Genomic DNA, 23,119 nt, shown 5'->3' with positions numbered 1-23,119 from the left:
TTAGACTCTCTCAATAATCAATGCGATACCTTGACCTACACCAATACACATTGAACATAAGGCATAACGACCACCTGTTTGTTCAAGCTGGTTTAAGGCTGTGGTCACGAGGCGTGCACCTGATGCACCAAGCGGATGACCTAATGCAATTGCTCCACCGTTTGGATTTACCTTGTTGCTATCGTCTGGCAAGCCTAAATCACGGGTTACTGCTAAAGCTTGTGCAGCAAAAGCTTCGTTAAGCTCAATCACATCCATCTGATCTAAAGTCAGGTTGGCTTGTTTAAGTAATTTTTTAATCGCTGGTGCCGGAGCAAAACCCATAATGCGTGGTTCTACACCCACCGCTGTTGAAGCAATGATTTTGGCACGTGGTTTGAGGTTGTAAGCTTGAACTGCTTCATCAGAAGCAATCAGCAATGCGGCTGCACCATCGTTAATCCCTGAAGCATTACCTGCAGTCACTGAACCATCTGCTTTAACCACAGGCTTAAGTTTGCTTAAACCTTCAAGTGTGGTCGATGCACGTGGATGTTCATCGGTATCAATCACCACAGCATCACCCTTACGCTGAGGGATTTCAACTGCCACGATTTCTTTAGAAAAAAAGCCTTTGGCTTGCGCGCTTGCGGTGCGTTGTTGGCTCACCAAGGCAAACTGGTCCTGATCTGCACGATTCACGCTAAACTGTTCAGCCACGTTTTCGGCAGTCTGGGGCATGGTGTCTACACCATACAATTCTTTAAGTTTAGGGTTAATGAAGCGCCAACCCATAGTGGTGTCTTCAATCTTCTGGCTACGGCCAAAAGCACTGTCAGACTTACCCATCACATAAGGTGCACGGCTCATGCTTTCCACACCACCGGCAATCACCAAGTTTGCTTCACCTGCTTTAATGGCACGGGCAGCAATGGCAATGGCATCGAGTGAAGAACCGCACAAACGGTTAATAGTGGTTGCCGGCACTTGATACGGTAAACCTGCAAGCAGTGCTGACATACGACTGACATTACGGTTGTCTTCACCGGCTTGGTTAGCACAGCCATAAATCACATCATCGACCTGTTCCCAATCTACATTTGGGTTACGCTGCATGAGCGCCTTAATCGGCACAGCGCCAAGGTCATCGGCACGGATAGGTGCAAGGCCACCGGCATAACGGCCGAATGGAGTACGGATGGCATCGATGATATAAGCGTTTTTTAATGTCATTTCCCTACTTCCTTACCCTTGAGTCGCATCAATTAAAGTTGCACCTGTTAAAGCCTGTAACTCACCAAAGCTAAGACCTTCCACTTTCTCAATCACCTTTAAACCATCTTTGGTCACGTCAATCACACAAAGATCGGTGTAAATACGGTCAACGCAGTGTTTACCGGTTACCGGATAGCTCAGCTCAGCCACAATCTTCGGTTCACCTTGTTTGGTCACATGATCTGTGGTGATAAATACTTTTTTAGCACCAACTGCCAAATCCATCGCACCACCCACAGCAGGAATTGCATCCGGTGCACCCGTGTGCCAGTTGGCCAAGTCGCCATTCGCTGCAACCTGAAAGGCTCCAAGCACCGCAATATCAAGGTGACCACCACGCATCATCGCAAAGGAATCACCATGGTGAAAAAAGCTGCCGCCTTCAAGCATGGTCACAAACTCCTTACCCGCATTAATCAGTTCAGGGTCTTCTTCACCTGCCGCTGGCGGTGGGCCAAAAGCCAATAGACCATTTTCAGAGTGAAGGAAAATATCTTTATCGTTAGGTAAGTAGCTTGCAATCTTGGTTGGTAAGCCAATGCCTAGGTTCACATAGGCGCCATCTGGAATATCTTGTGCCACACGTTTTGCAATCTGGTCACGGCTGAGTTTCTGGTAGCTCATGTTATTTCTCCTTATTGCTTACTGTGCTGGCTGTACTTGAACAACGTGCTGTACAAAGATACCTGGGGTGATGATATGCTCTGGATCTAATCCACCGAGTTCAACCACTTCAGAAACCTGAGCAATGGTGATATCCGCAGCCATGGCCATAATCGGGCCAAAGTTACGTGCAGATTTACGGTAAACCAGATTGCCCCAGCGGTCGCCTTTGTAGGCTTTAATCAAGGCAAAGTCAGCCTTGATCGGATATTCAAGTACGTAATCTTTACCATCAATTTGGCGAGTTTCTTTGCCTTCAGCTAAAAGTGTTCCAAAGCCAGTTGGGGTAAATACAGCACCAAGTCCCATACCTGCTGCCTGAATACGACAAGCCAGATTACCTTGCGGAACAACTTCAAGTTCTACTTTCCCAGCACGGTACAGCTCATCAAACACATAAGAGTCTGACTGGCGTGGGAAAGAACAGATTACTTTTTTAACCGAACCAGCTTTAAGCAGTTTAGCCAGACCATAGTCGCCATTACCGGCGTTATTGCTGACAATAGTTAAATCTTTAACACCGAGTTCAATAAGACCATCAATGAGTTCAGCGGGTTGTCCTGCGGTACCGAAACCACCAATCAGAATGGTTGCACCATCTTTAATCTGCGATAGAACCTCGCTTAGTGAGGACTTACTTTTGTCAATCATTAGACAACTCCATTGTGCTCATTCAGGAAGGAATAGATAAGAGATTTAGGCACACAGAGGCAGAATGAACAGATAGATATTTCACTCAATCCCGAGTGTTTCCCTTAGATTTCCTTTTAAACATTCTTGATAATTTTTGTAATTTGATCTAGTTATCAAACCATGGTTTTGTTCGGTATAAATATTTTTTGTTCGATAATCGAACATTATCTAAGTAAATCACTTATTCAATCTTACAAATTCAAGTTGTAAAAAAATACTAATTATTTTGAATAGATATGTAGAAATACCACCCCTACTTAGGCTATTTTAAAGGTGAAAATTACCACCTTTTCTGTATATAAAATCTTAAGTTTGTGATTGTAAAATCAAGCGAGCAAGTTCTAAATCATCGGGGTAAGTAATTTTTATATTGTCAGAACGCCCCAGGACTACCTGTACACTTTCTCCCATAGACTCAAGTGCACTCGCCTCATCAGTAATGGTCAAATTATTTTTTAGCGCTGTTTCTATTGCTTTTTTAAGGGTTCCAATTTTAGCAATTTGAGGAGTTTGAGCCTGCCACAACAACTCTCGACTCACAGTTTTGTCAATCTGCTGTTCTTTATTTACTTGTTTTAGCGTATCGCGCACAGGAATTGCCAAAATAGCACTCTGGTTTGTTTCAACTGCAGTTTTAACGAGAGCGTTAAGGCATTCAAAAGTCACACAAGGCCTTGCAGCATCATGTACTAATACCCAATCATTTTCATCCGCAATCTGCAATAGATAACTCAAAGCATTTAATACTGAGTGCACACGTTCAGCACCACCATTACAAAAATGGGCTTTATGTTTATCCTGAAAAGCTAAAGTCGAGGCAAAAGTGTCCTGTGCACCAATTGCCAAGACATAGCCACTTAGTGGAAGTTGAGTTAAACGTTTAACTGTATGCTCTAAAACAGTAGCTTCTTGAATGTATTGATATTGCTTTAATTCAGTTTTGGAAAACCGACTTCCCGAACCAGCAGCAGGGATAACCGCCCATAATTTAATCTGGGATGTCTGGGGATGGAGGTGTCTCATTCGTTTCCAAATCTACTTTAGCGTTCGGGTCAATATAAATAGGCTTATAATTAGTACTAATTGTACTCATTTGAACAAATGTTTCATGAGGCTTAACTAGACCAAGATCAAGACGGGCATGCTCTTCTATTGCTTCTGTACCATTTTTTAGGTCAAAAACCTCAGCTGCCAAAATGCGGTTTCGCTCTTTAAGCTCATCATTTACTTCAGCTTGTTGTTGGATCTGTTGCATAAGCGCTTGATGAGGAAAATAACCACCCTCACCTAACCAGAACTGATATTGCAATATAGCTACTAAAACAATAACCAGTAGCAATATAAGTTTGCTTGAAGTGGATCGAAATACTTCTAACATAGCATTAAGAGCTTTAATTAAAAACTTTTATTAAGTTTTTGTATTGTATGACAATTTACAAGCGACATGCAAAATACCTGCAAAATTCCTGCAAAACTATGAATGGTCATATTACTTTAAATTGACCATTGCGACATGTTTCATTTTGTCAAAATTAAACTCAATTGGAAAGGAAAATAATGTTTATAAACACAACTGTTTATAAATCAATCTATGGATATAAAAGTTACTCTTAAGAATGAGTAAAAACAGCAAATATCATAGAAAAACCAGCAACCACTAACATACAATCCAGCAATAAATTAAAAGTTTTCTCAGACATCTTTATTACAAAAGTTTTGCCAATATAGTTACCAATAATTAGAGAAAAACCGACAGCAACTCCCGCAATTAAAATATTTTGTTGTAAAACGCCTAGAGCACCAAAAGTTAAGCTTTTCGTTACGTAAATACCAAATGAAGCGGCTGCCTCTGTCGCCAAGAGAGCTCCTTTCGTTAAACCGAAACCATTAAAAACTGGGAGTAATAAAGGGCCTGTCGAGAAAACAACGCCTGTAATATAGCCAAGTACACCACCTGCAATAACCATTTGCCATGAACTAAATTTAAAACTATGGCGTTTGGCGTAATGCCTAATCGGTATTAAACAGAAGAAAAATATACCTATACATAAATTAGACAATACAGGTGACATGATCCATAAGGTATTGGCTCCTAGTATCGTTGCTGGTATGCCCAAACTAGTAAATAAAAGAAGTGCTTTAATATTAAGTTCTTTACGCCACATCACTACACGTGAAATATTCCCCATGATTGCAGCAATCGCCATAATAGGTACCGCAAGTTTCGCCCCAAAAATATAAGAAAGTATAGGCAACAAAATAATAGATGACCCAGTCCCTACTACCCCACTAATCAGTCCTGATAGAATCCCAATAACAGCAAGTGCTACATAGATCATAGGCCTAACCAAAATAATTATTCTTAAGTATCTACAATAGTCTAGGTTTTAAAATCGTACTATAGCTCTCTTCTATTTTTGGCATTTAAAAATTTTTCAAAAATAATTAAATACCTATGAGCTTAGATGAATAATGCTTTTTAAAAACACATATTTCTTATACTTTTAACCAATAACCACCTAAAAAGTATAGTTTTTTAATTTTTATTTTGATAAGAATTTTAAATGTATTTTTGATACATATTTTAAATAAGTGAGAAAAAAGATGGATCTTTCTAATATTTTTATAGGTGACACGACGTGGCCCTTTGTTTTAGAAATATTAATTCGCTGTACTGTCATGTTCATTATCATTATTAGTTTTTTAAGACTATCTGGTAAACGCGGTATACGGCAACTCTCCTTATTCGAACTGGCTATCATTTTATGTTTAGGATCTGCTGCTGGCGATCCTATGTTTACTAAAGATTTACCCATTGCCCACGCATTCGTAGCTTTTATAGTTATTCTTTCATTATATCGTTTTGTTACATGGGGTATGGTAAAGCATAAAAAAATTGAAAACTTGTTAGAAGGAAGAGCTCTTTGCGTCGTCAAAGATGGCCTTCTCGTCTATAAAGACTTCCAAAAACAGACATATTCTCATGACGAATTTTTCTCAGAAATGCGCCAGCAAAACGTAGAGCATTTAGGTCAAGTCAGAACAGCACTGCTTGAATCCGATGGTATTTTGAGCTTACTTTATTATGAGGATGAAGATGTTAAATGGGGTCTACCTTTATTCCCAGACGCCTATCGTAAAGCTGATGTACTTAAAATTAATACTTTTTATTCTTGTATGAAATGTGGCGAGACTAAGGTTTTAAATAAACTCGATCAAGAATGTTCTCGTTGTCATCATCATAGTTGGGCTGAATCTTTAAAAACTCGGCGTTTAGGATAAATAAAAAAGTGCTATTTCTAAGAAGTAGAAATAGCACTTTTATTTTAAATATTAATTTTTCATCAATATTTAAATAAGCAAAGCATTATTCAAAAGATTAGTTTAAACCTTTGAACTCAGCTTTACCGCGGTAAGCCGCTTTAGTCATTTCTTCAATACGAAGCAATTGGTTATATTTAGCAACACGGTCAGAACGGCAAAGTGAACCAGTCTTGATTTGACCTGCTGCTGTACCAACTGCTAAATCAGCAATAGTTGAATCTTCTGTTTCACCAGAACGGTGAGAAATAACAGTTGAGTAACCATTTGCTTTAGCAAGGTAGATTGCATCTAAAGTTTCAGTCAATGTACCGATCTGGTTATATTTGATCAGAATTGAGTTACCCACCTTCTCATCAATACCGCGTTGTAAAATCTTAGGGTTAGTTACGAATAAATCGTCACCAACTAATTGGATTTTATCGCCAAGAATTGAAGTTAAGTAGCTCCAACCTTCCCAATCAGACTCGTCAAGACCATCTTCAATCGAGATAATTGGATATTGATTTACAAGACCAGCTAAGTAGTCTGCAAACTGATGACTTGTAAATGCACGGTTGCCTTCGCCTTCTAAAACGTATTGACCATTTTTATAGAATTCTGAAGACGCACAGTCAAGTGCAAGCATCATGTCTGAACCAGCTTTATAACCTGTTTGCTCAATTGCTTGAAGAATTACAGTAATTGCTTCTTCGTTTGAACGAAGGTTAGGAGCAAAACCGCCTTCATCACCTACAGCAGTGTTCAAACCTTGTTTCTTTAAAACTGATTTTAAAGAATGGAATACTTCAGCACCAGCACGTAAAGCTTCAGCAAATGAAGTGAAACCTACAGGCTCAATCATGAACTCTTGAATATCAACAGTGTTATCTGCATGCTCACCGCCGTTCAAGATGTTCATCATTGGAACAGGCATTGTCAAAATTGTTTGACCACGAAGATCTGCGATATATTGAAAAAGAGGGAGTTTCTTTTCTTCAGCAGCAGCGCGTGCAGCAGCCAATGACACAGCTAAAGTTGCGTTAGCACCTAATTTTTCTTTGTTTTCAGTGCCATCAAGCGCGATCATTGTGTTATCAATGTCTTTTTGCTCAAAAACTGATTTACCCAACAAAGCATCACGAATCAACGTATTTACGTTGTTAACTGCTGTACGAACGCCTTTACCTAAGTAACGTGATTTGTCACCGTCACGAAGTTCTAAAGCTTCACGAGAACCAGTTGAAGCACCAGACGGTGCACATGCACGACCAACCACCCCAGATTCTAAGATGACGTCTGCTTCGATGGTTGGGTTACCACGAGAGTCCAAAATTTCACGTGCACGAATGTCAACGATTTGGCTCATGAACAATTCCTCTGTTGAATGAATAACGCGATGCAAGTTCCTGCATCAATGAGTATCTAACTTTTTGAATCCTTTAACTAAAGTATCCAATTCTTTTAGTTGTGCCAAGAATGGCTCAAGCTGCGACAGGCGCAATGCAGATGGACCATCACATTTTGCTTTGTCTGGATCTGGATGAGACTCTAGGAATAATCCAGCTAAACCTGTTGCCATACCTGCGCGCGCTAAAGTTGTGATTTGAGCACGACGACCACCAGCTGAGTCAGAACGACCACCTGGAGTTTGTAAAGCATGAGTCACGTCAAAGAATACAGGTACATTCATTTCTTTCATGATGTCAAAGCCAAGCATATCTACAACTAAATTGTTATAGCCAAATGCTGAGCCACGCTCACAAAGAATAAGTTTGTCATTTCCAGCTTCTAAACATTTATGCAAAATATGGCGCATTTCATGAGGAGCCAAGAACTGTGCTTTTTTAATGTTGATAATAGCTTGTGTTTTCGCCATTGCTTCAACAAGATCAGTTTGACGGCTTAAGAAAGCTGGAAGCTGGATAATATCAGCGACTTCGGCAACTGGTGCTGCCTGATATGGTTCGTGAACGTCAGTAATAATTGGCACATTAAAATGTTTTTTAATGTCGCCTAACCATTCAATACCTTTTTCAAGTCCAGGACCACGGAATGAATGCAAACTAGAACGGTTTGCTTTATCAAAGCTCGCCTTAAATACATAAGGAATATCTAGGCGTTTACAAATATCAATATAAGTTTCAGCAATTTCAAAAGCTAAATCTTTTGACTCAAGTACGTTCATTCCGCCAAATAATACAAATGGCAAATGATTTGCCATTTGTATATCGCCTAAACGTACAACTTCTTGTGGTTTTAATTGTGACATTTAAACTTTCCCAGTTTATTTAAAATCGCATTACTTACTTTTTTGATGCTGTGTTTTCGCAGCGTCAATAAAACTAGCAAATAATGGATGTCCATCACGTGGTGAACTTGTAAATTCCGGGTGGAATTGTACAGCAATAAACCAAGGATGGTCAGGAATTTCTACAGTTTCAACTAAATGTTGTGCTGAAGAATAACCTGAAATCTTCATGCCCGCTTGTTCAATCGCCTCAATGAAACGATTATTCATTTCATAACGGTGACGATGACGTTCAGTGATCTCAGCTTTTCCGTAGACTTCACGTGTTTTTGTGCCTTCAACCAATTCAGATTTTTGTGCACCTAAACGCATTGTTCCGCCCAAGTCAGACTCAAGACTACGTTGTTGTAATTCACCACGCTCATCCAACCATTCAGTAATTAAACCAATGAGTGGATATTTTGTAGAGCGGTTAAATTCTGTAGAAGAAGCTTCTGGCATACCTGCAACGTGGCGAGCATATTCAATAACAGCCAATTGCATACCTAAACAGATTCCTAAGAAAGGAATGCGATTTTCACGTGCGTATTGAATAGCTTTCATTTTGCCTTCAGTACCACGTTCACCAAAACCACCTGGAACTAAAATTGCGTCAGCTGTACTTAAAATAGATACGTCTTGGCTTTCAAGCTCTTCAGCATTGACGTAATCAATTTGTACTTTTACGCGATTTTTAATACCTGCATGTAACAATGCTTCGTTTACAGACTTATAAGCATCTGGTAATTCAACATATTTACCAACCATAGCTACACGTAAAGTGTATTCAGGGTTCAGTAATGCTTCGACTACATTGTCCCAATCTTCTAGATTTGCTTCTGGAAGATCATTAAATCCAAAACGTTCACAGATCAAATCATCAACGTTTTGTTCATAGAATGTACGTGGAATTTGATAAATCGTTTTCGCATCTTTACATACCACTACAGCGCGTGCTTCTACGTTAGTGAACAATGCAATTTTGCGTTTAGTATCAACATCAACATCATATTCTGTACGGCAGATAAGAATATCTGGCTGAATACCAATTGAAAGTAACTCTTTTACAGAGTGCTGAGTTGGCTTAGTTTTTAACTCTGCTGCTGACTTAATATATGGCAACAAAGTTAAATGCATAAGCATGGTACGTTTATGACCAAGCTCAACCATTAACTGACGAACCGACTCCATGAACGGTAATGATTCGATATCACCTACGGTGCCACCAATCTCTACGATAGCAACATCATAGCCTTCACCTGCGCGAAGAACACGTTCTTTAATATTGTCGGTAATATGAGGAATAACCTGAACTGTACCACCTAAGTAATCACCACGACGTTCTTTATTTAAAACGTCTTGATATACACGACCACTCGTAAAGTTGTTTAGTTTGGTCATTTTCGCGCGACGTAAGAAACGTTCGTAATAACCCAGATCCAGATCGGTTTCTGCACCATCTTCGGTAACAAAAACTTCACCATGCTGGAATGGGCTCATTGTCCCTGGATCGACATTAATATAAGGATCCATTTTAACCATTGTGACTTTTAAGCCACGAGCTTCCAAAAGTGCAGCAACAGAAGCAGCAGAAATACCTTTACCTAGCGATGAAACCACACCACCAGTGACAAAAATAAAATGGGTCATTAAGTTTCTCGTACAATCAAGCCGAAATCGGCCTACAATGTTTGGCAATTTTACTGTACTCTGCCCCTATAAAGCAAAGTCAAACCGCATCAATTCAAAGAACAATAAACAACTGGTTATTCTATCAGCATTTTTAACAAAAAATTAGCTCAATCTGACATGATTTTTTCATTGCTATTTACTGTTATAATGCCAACTCCTCAATTAAATGTTGTTTTGGGCAATGGCAAATAAAAAACTTTTAATCTGTGCTGCAATTGCGGCTGGACTATTGTTAACCGCATGCGTTAAAAAAGAGACACCGAAAGAAGAAGAGCAAGACAAGGTTGAAACTGCTGTTTCAGAACCTCAACCAGCGAAGCCTGCAAAATTTGAATCTTTAGAGAGTGTTGACACTCACCAAGAAGCTCAAATTCCAGCGCAACCACAAGTTGAAGTTCAGCGTGAAGAAACAACCAATACTACAACTGAAATTCGTCGCGAAACTCGTCCTGCGCATTCTGCTGAATCTTCACAGACACAAGTTGCTGAACAACCTAAATCTGAGACACCTAAAGTAGAACCAAAACCTGAAAAAAAACCTGAGCCTAAAGCAGAACCAAAACCTGAAAAAGCTCAGTCAAAATCTACTAAGGCAACTGAGCCTGCGAAGACAGAAGATGACGCAGTTGCTGCTGCAATTGCTGCTGCAACACCAGCACTTAAAAACTAAGCTTCTGTTCAATAATGCCCAAATTAACTATTTAATTTGGGCATTTATATAATCTTCATAATATAAATAAATTTAATCCCTTTCTTTTTTATCTTTAAAGCTCCCCTGTCTGTCATTTTAGGACAATCTATTTTCAATCATTCAAAAATCATTGACTCCAATCTTGTCTGCTTATACTTTTTACATCAAGTTCCTTTTTAGAACTTAAATTAAAAGAAGATTGGAGCAAGAAAATGAATACAGCTTTAAACCGTATACCGGCCTCTTTTCCTGTGCGTCGCATGGACTACAATTTTGAAAATATTTCACGTTATTGGTGCAATAATGAGCCTTCACTCACCCACTATTTCACAGGTCTTTCTACTTTATTTCCCGAAGGAGAATCGTATTTTGTTAGATCTGTGCGTGCGTTACGTGCTAAAGCTAAAGAAAATAAAATTTTAGACAGAGAAATAGGTGCATTTATTGGTCAAGAAGCAATGCATTCTAAAGAACATCATGCTTTCCATGTCAGTGCGCAGCAATATGGTTTAAATCCAGAGTCATTAGAAAAAGCGACAGGCATTGTTCTTAAAGCTATTGAGAAAGTTTTTAGTAAAAAATGGAATTTGCTTGTAACAGTAGGCTTGGAACATTACACAGCAGTACTCGTAGTCAGCATGATGCAATCGGTAAATGAGCTTATGACTGATACAACTATTCGTAACTTATGGTTATGGCATAGTGTAGAAGAAACCGAGCATAAAGCTGTTGCATTCGACTTATATCAGTATTTATATGGCAACGGATTAGGTGCTTATATTCCACGTATTTCAGTTTTTACTTTTAGCTTAATTCTGATCACTGCTTTTTCAACCGTTTACCAAATTGTTTTAATGAAACGGGATAAGCAACTGACCAACTTCAAATCTTGGCGCAACTTTTTTAGCTTTGCTAGCAAACAATATAAAGTTTTGATTCCTAAATTTCTTGAATATTATCGTTTTGATTTCCACCCCAACCAAACAGATGAAAAAGCTTTAGTTGCTGCCACTAAAATAAAAATTGGTATAAATGATAAAACTCCACTCTTATCTTAAGAGGTAAAAAAATAAAGCCCAGACTTTGGGCTTTATTTATGCATTTGATGATTGTCTATTTATTACGTTCAATTAAAAAATAATCAGACATCAGACGTGCGGCCCATGACGTGCTACGCCACCCTTCATAAAATGCGCAATGACTTCCTTTTTTAGTTGTCACTACAGCCACAGTACTCATTTGCTGAATTGGCTCTTTGTAAGGTTCTAAATTTTTAATAGAACAAACAGGGTCATCTTCTGCATTCAGAATCATTAATGGAATTTTAATATTCTCAAAAACATAAATCGGGTTAATAGATTTACAGTAAGTCTCGTAATCTTGAAAACCAGCCATTTCGAAGTATTCTTTTTCAAATTCTTCTAAATTGGTTGTCGATAAGACTTTTTCTAAAGATGCTATTTTGCTCCACGTATTTTGATACGGATAAATAAAATACTTAAAGAGCTTTTTAGTCATCATTTTACTGTAAAAAGGATGAACATTTTTAAAACCAATTTCAGTGTTATAACCCGGGCACATCGCAAAAGCAGCTTTAAAAGGTGTATCTTCGCCTTGTTCACCCAAATAGCGAACAAGCAGACCTGTACCTGCTGATGAACCTACCGCATATAAGTCCGATGCCGGAAATAGACTTTGAATATGATTAAGCTGTTCTTTTAGATCACGCGTAGATCCAAAAAGAGAAATTTGCGGCACAGGCATTGGCAAACCAGCGTGACCACGGCGTAGACACAGTGCAATTCGCCAGCCAGTATATTGATTTAAATCACGTACCAACTCACGCATACTCTCAGGTGTACCTGTAATGGTATGCATAATTACAATCGTTGGTGTATCTGCTGGTAAATTGTAACCATACCAAGCAATTGCGGTAACACCTCCGTCATTCATAGTGAGTTGATCAATCCGATCATATTCCAGCTTTATTGTCTGTTTTCTAATAAGATCAAAATAGAGTAAATGGACATGACTGTTCGTCAACCAAGGCGTAGGACGGTATTTCTGTTTAAGTTGAGGTAGCTTATCCAGAATATCTTTAATTTGTCCTTGAGGATCATAATAAACTTTTGGATGCTCAGCACCTACCACTAAATCGAACAGCTCAGAACCGAAATCTTTAATTTTATTAAAAACAGATATGCCCATATCCAATGACTACCTATGACTATGAGTTAAATGATTGCCGTACCAAAGCAGCAACCTGCTTTCCCCAAATTACGTAAACTTCCTTACTTGGATGAAAACCATCACTTGCCATTGGCAAATTCATGGCTTGAAAAGTTTCAATATCGTATTGAAGAAACTCAAATTGGCTCTGTGGCGCCAACCATTGTTGTAATTTTTGATTCATTTGCTCTGCATATTGCCCAAACAACCAAGCCAATGGATTAGGTAAAGCTGGGAAATGTTGCATTGGAGGCACGCCAGAAACAATAATCAGCTTTGGCTGAAATCGTTTCTGAATATGATCAAATAATTGCTTCTGTTGTTTGACCCATGATTTAGCAGAAGTCAGCTTTGTGACATCATTTACACCAATAGATGTCACAATCACATCATACTTCTGCTCTTCTAAATGCTGCAAAGCATGAAAAACTTGTCGAGTCGTATCACCTGTTTTAGCATGAAGTTTCCATTGTAGGGAAAATTCATTTTGCAGTTCCTGAATAATTGCACCAGATAAGGCATCTTTTTGTGTTTCCACACCTACACCTGCTGCAGCAGAATCTCCTAAAATAAGCAGAGATAAAGGCTTGCCTTGACCAATGCTACCTTCTCGTTCACCTTTGGCTTCTGCTAAACGTGGCGTGTTCTTTCGAACTTTACTGCCTTGTACAAATAATACGGGCAATAAAAGCAATGTTGAAAGTTTTAACCACATTTTATATACCTCAAGACTCTTAGACTATTTAACAAAATTATTGAGGTTTGAATTGAGCAATTCTTATACCCATTTGCTCAGCCAATGCAGCTAAACCACTCATTGGACGAATCATTACTTCAAAATCAATAATTTTACCGTGCTCATTAAAACGGATCATATCAATCCCTTTTAATGATTTATCACCTACATTTGCACTAAACTCTAGCACTACATTTTCGCCATCTTCCGTGTAAAACTCACGATGATATGTAAAGTTTTCGAATACCTGAATCACATTCGTAAGAATAAAGAAAACAACTTCTCTTCCCTCATAAGGCTTATAAGCGACTGGTGAACGGAAAACAACTTCATCTGCCAGCAAATCATTTAAGTTCGATAAGTCGTTTGATTGAATCATATCGTGCCATTTTTCTAATGACTGTTTCGTTGTTTCAAGTGTCATTTTTCTTTTCCTTCAAATTGGTTTTCGTAATGAGCACTCTCTTACCCAAGACAGTGCTCACCTCACTCATTAAAGAACCGCTGCTAGTTCAGCACCTTGACGAATAGCACGTTTAGCATCCAACTCACCTGCTTCTTTAGCACCACCAATCAAATGAACATTTTTGCCATCTGCTTTTAATTGGTCATACATAGCAGTAAATGATTCTTGACCCGCACAAATCACCACGTTATCAACCTCAAGTACTGTTGGTTTTCCGTCAACAGTAATATGAAGACCTTGATCATCGACTTTGTCATACTGTACGCCTGCCAACATTTTCACATTTCTGTTCTTAAGCCCTGTACGGTGAATCCAACCAGTCGTTTTACCTAGTCCCGCACCGACTGAAGAAGCTTTACGCTGTAACAAATAGATTTCTCGTTCAGAAGCTTCAACTTTTGGCTGCTTTAAACCACCAACATGTTCATAGTGAGTGTCAATCCCCCATTCTTCATAGAACTTTTCAGGATTTAAACTACCACTTTCACCTTCATGGGTTAGGTACTCAGCTGTATCAAAACCAATACCTCCTGCACCAATAATGGCAACACGCTGACCTACAGGTACACGCTCTTTAAGTACTTGTAAGTAGCTCAACACTTTTGGATGATCAATACCTTCAAATTTTAATTGACGAGGCGTTACACCAGTTGCAACTACAATTTCATCGAAGCCTGATTGACTTAACTCTTCATAAGTTGCTTTATGATTTAATACAAGCTCAATGTTTGGGCGTAATTCAATTTGACGATTAAAATAACGTAATGTTTCGTAGAACTCTTCTTTACCAGGTACAGTTTTAGCGATATTAAACTGACCACCAATTTGATGGCTTGCTTCAAAGATTTTAACTTGGTGTCCACGATCTGCCGCATATACAGCAAAACTGAGACCTGCTGGCCCTGCACCAATGACAGCAATATTCTTCTGATTTTGAGCTTCTTTAAAAATCAGTTCAGTTTCATAACATGCACGAGGGTTAACTAGACATGTTGCAATTTTCATAGAGAAAATGTGGTCGAGACAAGCTTGGTTACAACCAATGCACGTATTGATTTCATCACTACGGCCTTCACTGGCTTTTAAAACAAACTCGGGGTCTGCAAGCATTGGACGTGCCATTGAAACCATATCAGCATGACCCGATGCTAATACATGCTCAGCCATTTCAGGTGTATTAATACGGTTTGAGGTAATTAATGGAACTGAAACTTCACCTTTTAATTTTTCAGTGACCCAAGTAAATGCAGCTCTTGGTACTTTGGTGGCAATTGTTGGAATACGAGCTTCATGCCAGCCAATACCCGTATTAATGATCGTAGCACCAGCTTTTTCAATCGCTTTAGCAAGTTGAATCACTTCTTCTAAAGTAGAACCACCTTCAACCAAATCAAGCATTGATAATCGGTAAATAATAATAAAGTTTTCACCGACTATTTCACGTGTGCGTTTTACGATCTCAATAGGAAAACGAATGCGGTTTTCATAGCTACCACCCCATTCATCGTCACGATGGTTTGTTCTGGCTGCAATAAATTCGTTAATTAAATAACCTTCAGAGCCCATAATTTCAACGCCGTCATAGCCGGCATATTGAGCAAGCTTCGCACAGTTTGCAAAGTCATCAATGGTTTGTTGAACCTCAGCAGAAGTCATTGCTTTAGGTTTAATTGGGTTAATTGGTGCTTGAATTGCCGAAGGTGCAACAATTTCTGGCTGATAAGAATATCGGCCTGTATGTAATATTTGTAATGCAATTTTCCCGCCAGCAGCATGGACGGCTTCGGTAATGACTTTATGTTTTTCGGCTTCCTCTGTGCTATCCAACTTAGAAGCATGAGCAAAGGTTAAACCTGCTTCATTGGGCGCAATACCCCCTGTTACGATTAATCCCACATCTCCTTTAGCACGTTCCGCATAAAAAGCTGCCATGCGCTCATAACCACCAGGTGCCTCTTCTAGTCCAACGTGCATAGACCCCATCAATACGCGATTTTTTAATGTCGTAAAACCTAAATCTAATGGTTTTAATAAATGTGGATATAACGACATAACAACTCCTTGGCTTGCTAATCTGCTTGCTTAATGCAACTTGTTGCACAAATTTATAATCAAATTTTGACTTTTATGCAACATGTTGCATAATCTTATGAGTCATACTTTACTTTTGCTTACAAACGGATTGCCATGTCACTTCCTCATGTTTTACTGACCAGCTTATTAGAACGACCAAGTACAGGCTTTGAACTTGCCCGCCGTTTTGACCGTTCTATGGGCTTTTTCTGGAATGCCACACATCAGCAAATTTATCGTGAACTCAACAACATGCTTAAAAAAGGCTGGGTCTCTACTTTAGAAAATGAGATGGATAGTGGCCGAAAAAAAACTTATCAGGTCGAACAGCTTGGGCGTATAGAACTCGCTTCATGGATGACACAGCAAAGTGAACCTGCACAGCTTAGAGACGACTTAATGGTAAGATTGCGTGCTGAGGCGCAATTGAGCAATAATCAAATATTACCCGAACTGTTACGACATCTTGGTTTACACCAAGAAAAGCTCAAGCTTTACCAAAGTATTTACGATAAAGATTTTAAAGATAGCGATAGCTTGAATAACCGAGTGCTATATATCCACAAAATGATTTTGGAACTCGGTATTACCATGGAAACTGAGTGGATTAAATGGTTAGAACAAGTCATTCCTCAATTAAAACTTTTTGCTCAAGATAACGTATCTGGAGAATAACCATGCCTTATTACACTATGCCCGATCAGGAAAGTTTATTTGTACGCCGTGTTGGTCGTGGTGAACCGGTATTAGTATTATCTGGCTTAGGCATGCAGAGTTGGCAATGGCTACCGTTTATCTATGCAAATCGCAAAGAATATGAGTTCATTATTCCTGACTGGCGTGGTTTTGGCGGTTCAAAAAACTGTGCAATTCCCGACCAAGATGCCATATCAAGTCACTGGCAAGATGTTGCTCATTTAATTGAGCAACTAAAACTTGAGAACTTTATTTTAATGGGTTACTCAATGGGTGCCACCACTGCAATGCATGGTATGAAGCATGCCCATCTCGCACAGCAGTTAAAAGCGTATTTACACATAGATCAAACACCAAAAATATCTGTAGATTCGACATGGCAATATGGTTTATTCGGCCCTTTACATGCCCAATTCAAACAACTACTCAATGATATTTATCAATTATTATCAAAGCACAAAAATGCTAAGTATCTTTATGAATTAGCGCTTCCAGACCGCCAAGAATTGGTACGTTTATGGGTAGATTTTATTGAATTGCAAAGTAGCAATCCATTTAGTCCTTTTGTTTTTAAAACTGCATTAAAACAACCATTTTTACAGAAGTATTTGCTACCGATTCAACGTTTAGATTATTTATTTTGGTATGTCGAAAATTATCTTTTCCACAATGAAGATTATCGTGAAGCGCTTCAGCAACTACAGTGCCCAACAACTTTCTTTATCGGACGTAATTCGACACTTTACCCAGAAACTGGTCAAACACTTATTGCACACAGCGTTGAACATGCAAAAGCAATTTATTTCGAACGATCAGGCCACACGCCATTACTAACCGAACCGAAAAAGTTCGGTCATGAAATCACGACGTTCTTGTCTGAGCTTAAACAAGCTTCTTAAAATAAAAAAGGATCTGCTAAAACAGATCCTTTTTTAAACCAATAAATCATTAAGCAGAATGAGCTAACTCATTTGCTTTTAATTGTTCAGCAACACTTAATAAAAGTTGTTCAGTTTTATCCCATCCTAAACAACCATCTGTCACTGACTGACCATAAATCATTTCACATGAAATCTTCTGATTACCATCAACTAAATGGCTTTCAATCATGACACCCTTCACCTGAGTTTTTAAGCGTTCAGCAACGATTTGCTGCAAAACCTCTGGCTGACGTAAAGGGTCTTTACCACTGTTGCCATGACTACAGTCAATGACTAAGGCAGGAAGATTTTGTTTATGTTTTTCACGTATTGCCTGAATTGAAGCTAAATCATAATTAGGACCATGATTGGCTCCACGCAAAATTAAGTGTGGCAATGGATTACCAGCACTCTGAATGACAGAAGGTAAACCTTGCTGATTCATACCAAGAAACTGATGCTCATTTTGTGCCGACTGAATAGCATCTAAAGCAATTTGAATTGAGCCATCTGTACCATTCTTGAAACCAATGCTGTATGGCATATGACTTGAGATTTCACGGTGAATCTGAGATTCGCTGGTACGAGCACCAATTGCGCCCCAAGCCAATAAATCATCAAAATAACCCGTTGCCATTGGGCTTAGAATTTCACTCGCAATTGGCAAACCCTTTTCAATAATTTGTAAATAAAGCTCACGTGATTTTTCTAAACCTAATTGTAGATTAGATGATCCATCAAGATTTGGATCATACATATAACCCTTCCAACCTACAGTTGTACGCGGCTTTTCAATATAAGCACGCATTACAATGAATATTTGATCTTTTACTTTTTCTTGTAATTTTTGCAGTTTTTCTGCGTATTCAAGAACCGCAACTGGGTCATGAATTGAACATGGTCCTGTAATAACCATTAAGCGCTGATCTTTACCAGCAAGAATATTTTGAATAATTTGACGGTGTTCTGCAATTTGACGTGCGAAGGTCTGCACAAGCGGATATTTAGCTTTTAATTGGACAGGTAAACTAACTGGCGTTTCTTTTGTATTACTTTGAGTTAGTAAAGTATTTAAAGCATTCATTGGTCTTTTCCTTTGGACTGAAACCGAATCAGTCCGATCATTTATTTGAGCGTTTTGGATCTATTCGTTGGCAAAGGTAGGCAAAAGTAAAACCAATAAAAGTTACTAAAGTATGAATAAGTCATGTTGTTCATTTTGAATTCCTCGATTTGAAAAAGATAAAGCATAAAAAAACCTGATCGGGGTTGCCGATCAGGTATTAACTGTGATGGGCAACTTTCGTGCCCGAATACGCTCAGGCAACTATCTAAATTGCCAGAAATAAAAGTAAGCGTTAGAATTCACAGATTGATTTAACATCTTTATCTCAAATATTAAAAAATGTTCCTTAAATCTAAAATACGCATTGTTGATGAGTTTGACAAGTGTTTTTTGCGAAAATATTTCTTACTTTTTCACTTAAAACTTAATTGACCACTTTCATAATTAACGAATTAATCCTTGCGGCTGTAAAATAATCAAACTTGCACCACAAAGCACAATAAAGCCACCTAAAATATCCCATCTTGTTAAAGCAACCTGATCTACAAAACGAAGCCACATCAGCGCAGTAAAAATATAAATACCACCATAGGCCGCATAAATTCGTCCAGAGGCTGCTGGATGTAATGTAAGTAACCAAACAAAGACAGCTAAACTTAAGACTGTCGGCAACCACAACCAAGCGGACTTTCCTTCTTTTAGAATAAGATAAGGAAAGTAACACCCTAAAATCTCAGCGATTGCAGTAATAATAAATAACCCGAACACACTGAGTATTCGGGTTATAGAAAGACTATCAATTAACATAAATTAAGCTGGTTCTGCCGTGTGGTGATCTTCAAAAACTTCAAGTTTTAGGCCAACTGCTTTGCCATCTTCTTTCTTCACTGATACCGCCACATTACCGCCATGATCTGCAAGTTCACCAAACAGAATCATTTCAGCTAATGGTTTCTTCAAGTGTTCTTGAATGAGACGTTGCATTGGGCGAGCACCCATTAAACGGTCATAACCATTGGTTGCTAACCAGTCACGTGCACTTTGATCTACATCTAGAACTACACGTTTTTCATCTAACTGTGCTTGTAGTTCTGTTAAGAACTTATCAACTACAGATTCAATCACTGTGGTTGGTAAAGCTTTGAACTGAATAACACTGTCTAAACGGTTACGGAACTCTGGTGAGAATGCACGTTTCATTGCTTCTTGGTTGTCCGAGCTATGGTCTTGCTCGGTAAATCCAATGCTTGCACGGGAAATACTTTCTGCACCAATGTTTGTAGTTAATACAATAATGACATTTCTGAAGTCTGACTTACGGCCATTATTGTCAGTCAACGCACCATGATCCATGATTTGCAACAACAGATTAAACACATCAGGATGTGCTTTCTCAATTTCATCCAGCAATAAAACACAGTGTGGATTTTTATGGATCGCATCTGTGAGCAAACCGCCTTGGTCATAGCCTACATAACCCGGAGGAGCACCAATTAAGCGAGAAACAGCATGACGTTCCATATATTCAGACATATCGAAACGAACAAGCTCAACACCTAACAATTTCGCTAATTGCTTAGTGACTTCAGTTTTACCAACACCCGTTGGACCAGCAAATACAAAGCTACCAACAGGCTTATCTGGCGATTTCAAACCAGCACGTGACAACTTGATTGCAGAAGCCAATGCAGTGATTGCTTCATCTTGACCAAATACAACACGTTTTAGGTCACGCTCAAGATTTTCAAGTACCGATTTATCATCTTTAGACACAGTCTTAGGCGGAATACGCGCAATTTTAGAAACGATGTCTTCAATATTTTCAACAGTAATTAAGCTGTCTTCACTTTCTGCTTTTAAGCGGCGTTGTGCACCTGCTTCATCAATGACATCAATTGCTTTATCTGGCAAGAAACGATCATTAATAAATTTCGCAGAAAGCTCAACCGCAGAAACCAAAGCTTTGTCGTCATACTGTACGTGATGGAAATCTTCAAACTTAGTTTTCAAGCCACGTAAAATATCAATCGTTTCAGAAATGCTTGGTTCGTTTACGTCAATTTTTTGGAAACGACGAGATAACGCATGATCCTTTTCAAATACCTGACGATATTCTTGGAAAGTCGTTGAACCGATGCAACGTAAAGTACCATTTGCCAAAGCTGGTTTAATGAGATTCGATGCATCCATAGTACTGCCCATACTTGAGCCAGCACCAATGATCATATGAATTTCATCAATGAATAAAATCGCGTTTGGATTTTTCTTCAAAGCATTAAGCAATTGTTTTAAACGTTTTTCAAAATCACCACGGTATTTTGTACCCGCGACCAATGCACCAATGTCGAGGCTATAGACTTCTGCATTGCTCAGTGGTTTTGGTGCTTTACCATTTACAATGAGCCACGCAAGGCCTTCTGCAATTGAAGTTTTACCTACACCTGGATCACCCACTAGTAATGGGTTGTTTTTACGACGGCGGCAAAGAATTTGTGCTGTACGCTCAATTTCTTTTTCACGCCCAATAAGTGGGTCTGTTTTTCCTTTTTGCGCTTCAACATTTAAATTGAGCGTATAAAGTTCCAATGGCCCAGCATTGCCTGAGTTGCTTTCACCCTCAATGTCTTCAACTTCTTCTTCAACCTGAACTTCGTCTTTACGTGTCCCATGAGACAAGTATTGAGTCAAAGTTAAACGATTAATTTGATGACGTTTAAGTAAATAAACAGCAAAAGAATCACGCTCTGAGTACATTGCGACCAAAACATCCGCACCTTCGACAGTACGATCGCCACCACTTGATTGCACGTGGAAAATTGCACGTTGCAAAATGCGGTCAAAACTTTCTGTTGGATGTGGAGCTTGCTCGCTATTTTCGCCAAGCTTAGGAGTATGTTGTTCTACATATTCTTCTAATTCTTTACGTAAAGAAACAATATCAGCTCCGCATGCCTTTAATGCATTCACAGCCGAATCGTTATCGAGTAAGGCTAATAGTAAGTGTTCAACTGTAAGAAACTCATGTCTCTTTTGACGAGCCATGCTAACAGCCAAACGTAATGATACTTCTAATTGACGACTGAGCATGTGACCCCCTTATGCTTTAGGCTCAATCTGGCAAAGTAATGGATGACCTTGCGATCGAGCGTAATTATTAACAAGGTTTGCCTTGGTTTCCGCGATGTCTCTTGGATATACCCCGGCAGTACCTTTACCTTCATAGTGTACTGTTAGCATTACTTGAGTTGCTTGGTCAAGATTCATTGCAAAGTATTGTTGTAAAATTTCAATTACAAAGTCCATTGGCGTGTAATCGTCGTTCAATAATACTACTGCATATAAGGGGGGACGCTTGAGTTCGGGAGGTGCTGTTTGAACAACAACCTCTCCATCATGATCTTCGTTTTGCGAATCACTTAAGCGTGGATTGAAGTGCCAATCGACATAGCCAGACTGCTGAAAAGAAGCCTTAATATCTTTTAAATTTGTTTGACGCTTATTTGTTCGCATATGATGTTACTATTGTGAATTTGCTTCAGCTTGAGGAATTTCTGCAACAAAAGCAGAAGGTGTTTCGACAGGTTTACCACGCTGCCAACTAAAACGTTTAATCACTGGTGTCTCAGAACCACCTGTTAAACGCACTTCAATATATTGAGGTGTAAAGCCCTTAGGCATTGTCCAACGGCCAGTCAAACGCTCAAAATCAGTGAAGTTAAAGTTCTTATCTTCAAGTGGCACAACCAAGACTTCGGTATCTTTAATCAGTCTTATTTCAACTGAACCTGAAGCACGGCGTTTACTTGGACTCACTTGCACCAGATCAAGCTGATATTCATAAGCATTTTCTGGTAATGGTTTAATTGCCAAATCCTGAATGGTTAAGCTTAATCCACCACGTTGTCTTAAAATTTCACGATAGATATTACTCATACCTTGTTGTTGTGTTTTATCAGCATTGGCTTGATTAAGTGCTGTAAACAAGTCATTCGCATTTGTAACAGCAACATCACGCTCTTGTACCGCAGCATTCAGGCTTTTGTTAACTGCATCTAACGCTGTTTTTTGTTTTTGCACTACTTCAACCAATTGCTCTGCATCTGCATCGTAACCTACAACAGTTAAACCTTGACGGTGCCCAATTGTATAGCCGAGCGCAAAACAACCACTCATTAAAATAGCAGCACCAATAAACAAAGGCTTATTGGTGTTTAAAAATTTTTTCTTTTGCAACGAACTTTCTACAGAAGTCGTCTGTTCCGAGTTTTGCATCGTCATCTCAGTGTTTAAGATCAGAGTCAAGACACACATTTAAATCGAAATTTAAATGTGTGTGAAGCAAAAAAGAGT

The 23,119-nt window shown here is 38.9% G+C and carries 23 protein-coding genes; 5 read left to right on the top strand and 18 right to left on the bottom strand.

The features are described from left to right. The 6 genes from pcaF to ACG59Z_RS11055 form a co-directional block, all read right to left on the bottom strand. A complete protein-coding gene (pcaF, locus tag ACG59Z_RS11080; protein ID WP_400199342.1) occupies positions 1–1,212 on the bottom strand; it encodes a 3-oxoadipyl-CoA thiolase in 1,212 nt (403 codons plus the stop codon). A gap of 12 nt (positions 1,213–1,224) precedes the next feature. Next, complete coding sequence (locus ACG59Z_RS11075; protein ID WP_400199341.1) at positions 1,225–1,878, bottom strand: 3-oxoacid CoA-transferase subunit B; 654 nt, start codon at positions 1,876–1,878, stop codon at positions 1,225–1,227. 18 nt (positions 1,879–1,896) lie between these two features. Beyond that, positions 1,897–2,568 (bottom strand): 3-oxoacid CoA-transferase subunit A, encoded by a 672-nt coding sequence (locus tag ACG59Z_RS11070; protein WP_400199339.1) that lies wholly within the window; start codon positions 2,566–2,568, stop codon positions 1,897–1,899. 348 nt (positions 2,569–2,916) lie between these two features. Beyond that, positions 2,917–3,633, bottom strand: coding sequence for a 2-C-methyl-D-erythritol 4-phosphate cytidylyltransferase (ispD, locus tag ACG59Z_RS11065; protein WP_400199338.1), 717 nt, complete (start codon positions 3,631–3,633; stop codon positions 2,917–2,919). After that, on the bottom strand, positions 3,599–3,988 hold the full coding sequence (ftsB, locus tag ACG59Z_RS11060) for a cell division protein FtsB (protein WP_004701341.1): 390 nt from the start codon (positions 3,986–3,988) through the stop codon (positions 3,599–3,601). Before ftsB ends, ispD begins: the two co-directional genes overlap by 35 nt. A gap of 232 nt (positions 3,989–4,220) precedes the next feature. Next, positions 4,221–4,949 (bottom strand): sulfite exporter TauE/SafE family protein, encoded by a 729-nt coding sequence (locus ACG59Z_RS11055; RefSeq protein ID WP_400199336.1) that lies wholly within the window; start codon positions 4,947–4,949, stop codon positions 4,221–4,223. 265 nt (positions 4,950–5,214) lie between these two features. Between ACG59Z_RS11055 and ACG59Z_RS11050 the strand changes: the two genes are divergently transcribed. Next, a complete protein-coding gene (locus ACG59Z_RS11050) occupies positions 5,215–5,892 on the top strand; it encodes a YetF domain-containing protein (RefSeq protein WP_311070836.1) in 678 nt (225 codons plus the stop codon). Between the two features lie 97 nt (positions 5,893–5,989). Here ACG59Z_RS11050 and eno read toward each other — a convergent pair whose 3' ends face one another. The 3 genes from eno to ACG59Z_RS11035 are packed head-to-tail and all read right to left on the bottom strand — an operon-like array spanning position 5,990 to position 9,850. Continuing rightward, entirely contained in the window at positions 5,990–7,279 is a 1,290-nt protein-coding gene (gene eno / locus ACG59Z_RS11045) for a phosphopyruvate hydratase (protein WP_004701335.1), read from the bottom strand. Between the two features lie 45 nt (positions 7,280–7,324). Beyond that, on the bottom strand, positions 7,325–8,182 hold the full coding sequence (kdsA, locus tag ACG59Z_RS11040; RefSeq protein ID WP_000080538.1) for a 3-deoxy-8-phosphooctulonate synthase: 858 nt from the start codon (positions 8,180–8,182) through the stop codon (positions 7,325–7,327). Between the two features lie 30 nt (positions 8,183–8,212). Beyond that, positions 8,213–9,850, bottom strand: coding sequence for a CTP synthase (locus ACG59Z_RS11035; RefSeq protein ID WP_263613838.1), 1,638 nt, complete (start codon positions 9,848–9,850; stop codon positions 8,213–8,215). Positions 9,851–10,073: 223 nt separating this feature from the next. Between ACG59Z_RS11035 and ACG59Z_RS11030 the strand changes: the two genes are divergently transcribed. Together ACG59Z_RS11030 and ACG59Z_RS11025 are read left to right on the top strand one after the other, a co-directional pair. Continuing rightward, a complete protein-coding gene (locus tag ACG59Z_RS11030; protein WP_400199333.1) occupies positions 10,074–10,562 on the top strand; it encodes an internalin in 489 nt (162 codons plus the stop codon). A 233-nt stretch (positions 10,563–10,795) separates the two neighbouring features. Continuing rightward, positions 10,796–11,641, top strand: a complete 846-nt coding sequence (locus ACG59Z_RS11025; protein ID WP_400199332.1) for a metal-dependent hydrolase — start codon at positions 10,796–10,798, stop codon at positions 11,639–11,641. Positions 11,642–11,696: 55 nt separating this feature from the next. Here the strand turns inward: ACG59Z_RS11025 and ACG59Z_RS11020 are convergent, their stop codons facing one another. From ACG59Z_RS11020 to ACG59Z_RS11005, 4 genes are all read right to left on the bottom strand, one after another. Further along, positions 11,697–12,791: a YheT family hydrolase gene (locus tag ACG59Z_RS11020; RefSeq protein ID WP_400199331.1), complete on the bottom strand. Its 1,095-nt coding sequence runs from the start codon at positions 12,789–12,791 to the stop codon at positions 11,697–11,699. Between the two features lie 19 nt (positions 12,792–12,810). Next, entirely contained in the window at positions 12,811–13,527 is a 717-nt protein-coding gene (locus ACG59Z_RS11015) for an SGNH/GDSL hydrolase family protein (protein WP_400199330.1), read from the bottom strand. A gap of 37 nt (positions 13,528–13,564) precedes the next feature. After that, positions 13,565–13,972, bottom strand: coding sequence for a nuclear transport factor 2 family protein (locus tag ACG59Z_RS11010; protein WP_400199329.1), 408 nt, complete (start codon positions 13,970–13,972; stop codon positions 13,565–13,567). A 69-nt stretch (positions 13,973–14,041) separates the two neighbouring features. Continuing rightward, complete coding sequence (locus tag ACG59Z_RS11005; RefSeq protein ID WP_400199328.1) at positions 14,042–16,066, bottom strand: FAD-dependent oxidoreductase; 2,025 nt, start codon at positions 16,064–16,066, stop codon at positions 14,042–14,044. A 135-nt stretch (positions 16,067–16,201) separates the two neighbouring features. Here ACG59Z_RS11005 and ACG59Z_RS11000 point away from each other — a divergent pair, with 135 nt between their 5' ends. Then, positions 16,202–16,762 (top strand): PadR family transcriptional regulator, encoded by a 561-nt coding sequence (locus ACG59Z_RS11000; RefSeq protein WP_400199327.1) that lies wholly within the window; start codon positions 16,202–16,204, stop codon positions 16,760–16,762. A gap of 2 nt (positions 16,763–16,764) precedes the next feature. After that, on the top strand, positions 16,765–17,682 hold the full coding sequence (locus ACG59Z_RS10995) for an alpha/beta fold hydrolase (protein ID WP_304400444.1): 918 nt from the start codon (positions 16,765–16,767) through the stop codon (positions 17,680–17,682). 49 nt (positions 17,683–17,731) lie between these two features. Here ACG59Z_RS10995 and ACG59Z_RS10990 read toward each other — a convergent pair whose 3' ends face one another. The 5 genes from ACG59Z_RS10990 to ACG59Z_RS10970 form a co-directional block, all read right to left on the bottom strand. Next, positions 17,732–18,787 carry a 3-deoxy-7-phosphoheptulonate synthase gene (locus tag ACG59Z_RS10990; protein WP_400199324.1) on the bottom strand — a complete coding sequence of 352 codons (1,056 nt, stop codon included), beginning with the start codon at positions 18,785–18,787 and terminating at the stop codon, positions 17,732–17,734. Between the two features lie 426 nt (positions 18,788–19,213). Continuing rightward, positions 19,214–19,576, bottom strand: a complete 363-nt coding sequence (locus ACG59Z_RS10985; RefSeq protein ID WP_107972808.1) for a YnfA family protein — start codon at positions 19,574–19,576, stop codon at positions 19,214–19,216. 3 nt (positions 19,577–19,579) lie between these two features. Continuing rightward, positions 19,580–21,856, bottom strand: coding sequence for an ATP-dependent Clp protease ATP-binding subunit ClpA (gene clpA / locus ACG59Z_RS10980; protein WP_263613848.1), 2,277 nt, complete (start codon positions 21,854–21,856; stop codon positions 19,580–19,582). A 9-nt stretch (positions 21,857–21,865) separates the two neighbouring features. Beyond that, entirely contained in the window at positions 21,866–22,279 is a 414-nt protein-coding gene (gene clpS, locus ACG59Z_RS10975; RefSeq protein ID WP_001260033.1) for an ATP-dependent Clp protease adapter ClpS, read from the bottom strand. A 9-nt stretch (positions 22,280–22,288) separates the two neighbouring features. Next, entirely contained in the window at positions 22,289–23,047 is a 759-nt protein-coding gene (locus ACG59Z_RS10970) for a DUF6776 family protein (protein WP_263614982.1), read from the bottom strand. Positions 23,048–23,119: the final 72 nt, after the last annotated feature.

The sequence above is a fragment of the Acinetobacter sp. ABJ_C1_1 genome (assembly GCF_044684115.1).
In the GTDB taxonomy this organism is placed as follows: domain Bacteria; phylum Pseudomonadota; class Gammaproteobacteria; order Pseudomonadales; family Moraxellaceae; genus Acinetobacter; species Acinetobacter nosocomialis_A.
Note: the sequence above shows the minus strand (reverse complement) of the source record. Positions and strands in the feature narration are given on the sequence as shown.

Bases quoted from the DNA above. Each gene is read 5' to 3' on its own strand.
- pcaF (WP_400199342.1), bottom strand. From the start codon at position 1,212: ATGACATTAAAAAACGCTTATATCATCGATGCCATCCGTACTCCATTC.
- ACG59Z_RS11075 (WP_400199341.1), bottom strand. From the start codon at position 1,878: ATGAGCTACCAGAAACTCAGCCGTGACCAGATTGCAAAACGTGTGGCA.
- ACG59Z_RS11070 (WP_400199339.1), bottom strand. From the start codon at position 2,568: ATGATTGACAAAAGTAAGTCCTCACTAAGCGAGGTTCTATCGCAGATT.
- ispD (WP_400199338.1), bottom strand. From the start codon at position 3,633: ATGAGACACCTCCATCCCCAGACATCCCAGATTAAATTATGGGCGGTT.
- ftsB (WP_004701341.1), bottom strand. From the start codon at position 3,988: ATGTTAGAAGTATTTCGATCCACTTCAAGCAAACTTATATTGCTACTG.
- ACG59Z_RS11055 (WP_400199336.1), bottom strand. From the start codon at position 4,949: ATGATCTATGTAGCACTTGCTGTTATTGGGATTCTATCAGGACTGATT.
- ACG59Z_RS11050 (WP_311070836.1), top strand. From the start codon at position 5,215: ATGGATCTTTCTAATATTTTTATAGGTGACACGACGTGGCCCTTTGTT.
- eno (WP_004701335.1), bottom strand. From the start codon at position 7,279: ATGAGCCAAATCGTTGACATTCGTGCACGTGAAATTTTGGACTCTCGT.
- kdsA (WP_000080538.1), bottom strand. From the start codon at position 8,182: ATGTCACAATTAAAACCACAAGAAGTTGTACGTTTAGGCGATATACAA.
- ACG59Z_RS11035 (WP_263613838.1), bottom strand. From the start codon at position 9,850: ATGACCCATTTTATTTTTGTCACTGGTGGTGTGGTTTCATCGCTAGGT.
- ACG59Z_RS11030 (WP_400199333.1), top strand. From the start codon at position 10,074: ATGGCAAATAAAAAACTTTTAATCTGTGCTGCAATTGCGGCTGGACTA.
- ACG59Z_RS11025 (WP_400199332.1), top strand. From the start codon at position 10,796: ATGAATACAGCTTTAAACCGTATACCGGCCTCTTTTCCTGTGCGTCGC.
- ACG59Z_RS11020 (WP_400199331.1), bottom strand. From the start codon at position 12,791: ATGGGCATATCTGTTTTTAATAAAATTAAAGATTTCGGTTCTGAGCTG.
- ACG59Z_RS11015 (WP_400199330.1), bottom strand. From the start codon at position 13,527: ATGTGGTTAAAACTTTCAACATTGCTTTTATTGCCCGTATTATTTGTA.
- ACG59Z_RS11010 (WP_400199329.1), bottom strand. From the start codon at position 13,972: ATGACACTTGAAACAACGAAACAGTCATTAGAAAAATGGCACGATATG.
- ACG59Z_RS11005 (WP_400199328.1), bottom strand. From the start codon at position 16,066: ATGTCGTTATATCCACATTTATTAAAACCATTAGATTTAGGTTTTACG.
- ACG59Z_RS11000 (WP_400199327.1), top strand. From the start codon at position 16,202: ATGTCACTTCCTCATGTTTTACTGACCAGCTTATTAGAACGACCAAGT.
- ACG59Z_RS10995 (WP_304400444.1), top strand. From the start codon at position 16,765: ATGCCTTATTACACTATGCCCGATCAGGAAAGTTTATTTGTACGCCGT.
- ACG59Z_RS10990 (WP_400199324.1), bottom strand. From the start codon at position 18,787: ATGAATGCTTTAAATACTTTACTAACTCAAAGTAATACAAAAGAAACG.
- ACG59Z_RS10985 (WP_107972808.1), bottom strand. From the start codon at position 19,576: ATGTTAATTGATAGTCTTTCTATAACCCGAATACTCAGTGTGTTCGGG.
- clpA (WP_263613848.1), bottom strand. From the start codon at position 21,856: ATGCTCAGTCGTCAATTAGAAGTATCATTACGTTTGGCTGTTAGCATG.
- clpS (WP_001260033.1), bottom strand. From the start codon at position 22,279: ATGCGAACAAATAAGCGTCAAACAAATTTAAAAGATATTAAGGCTTCT.
- ACG59Z_RS10970 (WP_263614982.1), bottom strand. From the start codon at position 23,047: ATGACGATGCAAAACTCGGAACAGACGACTTCTGTAGAAAGTTCGTTG.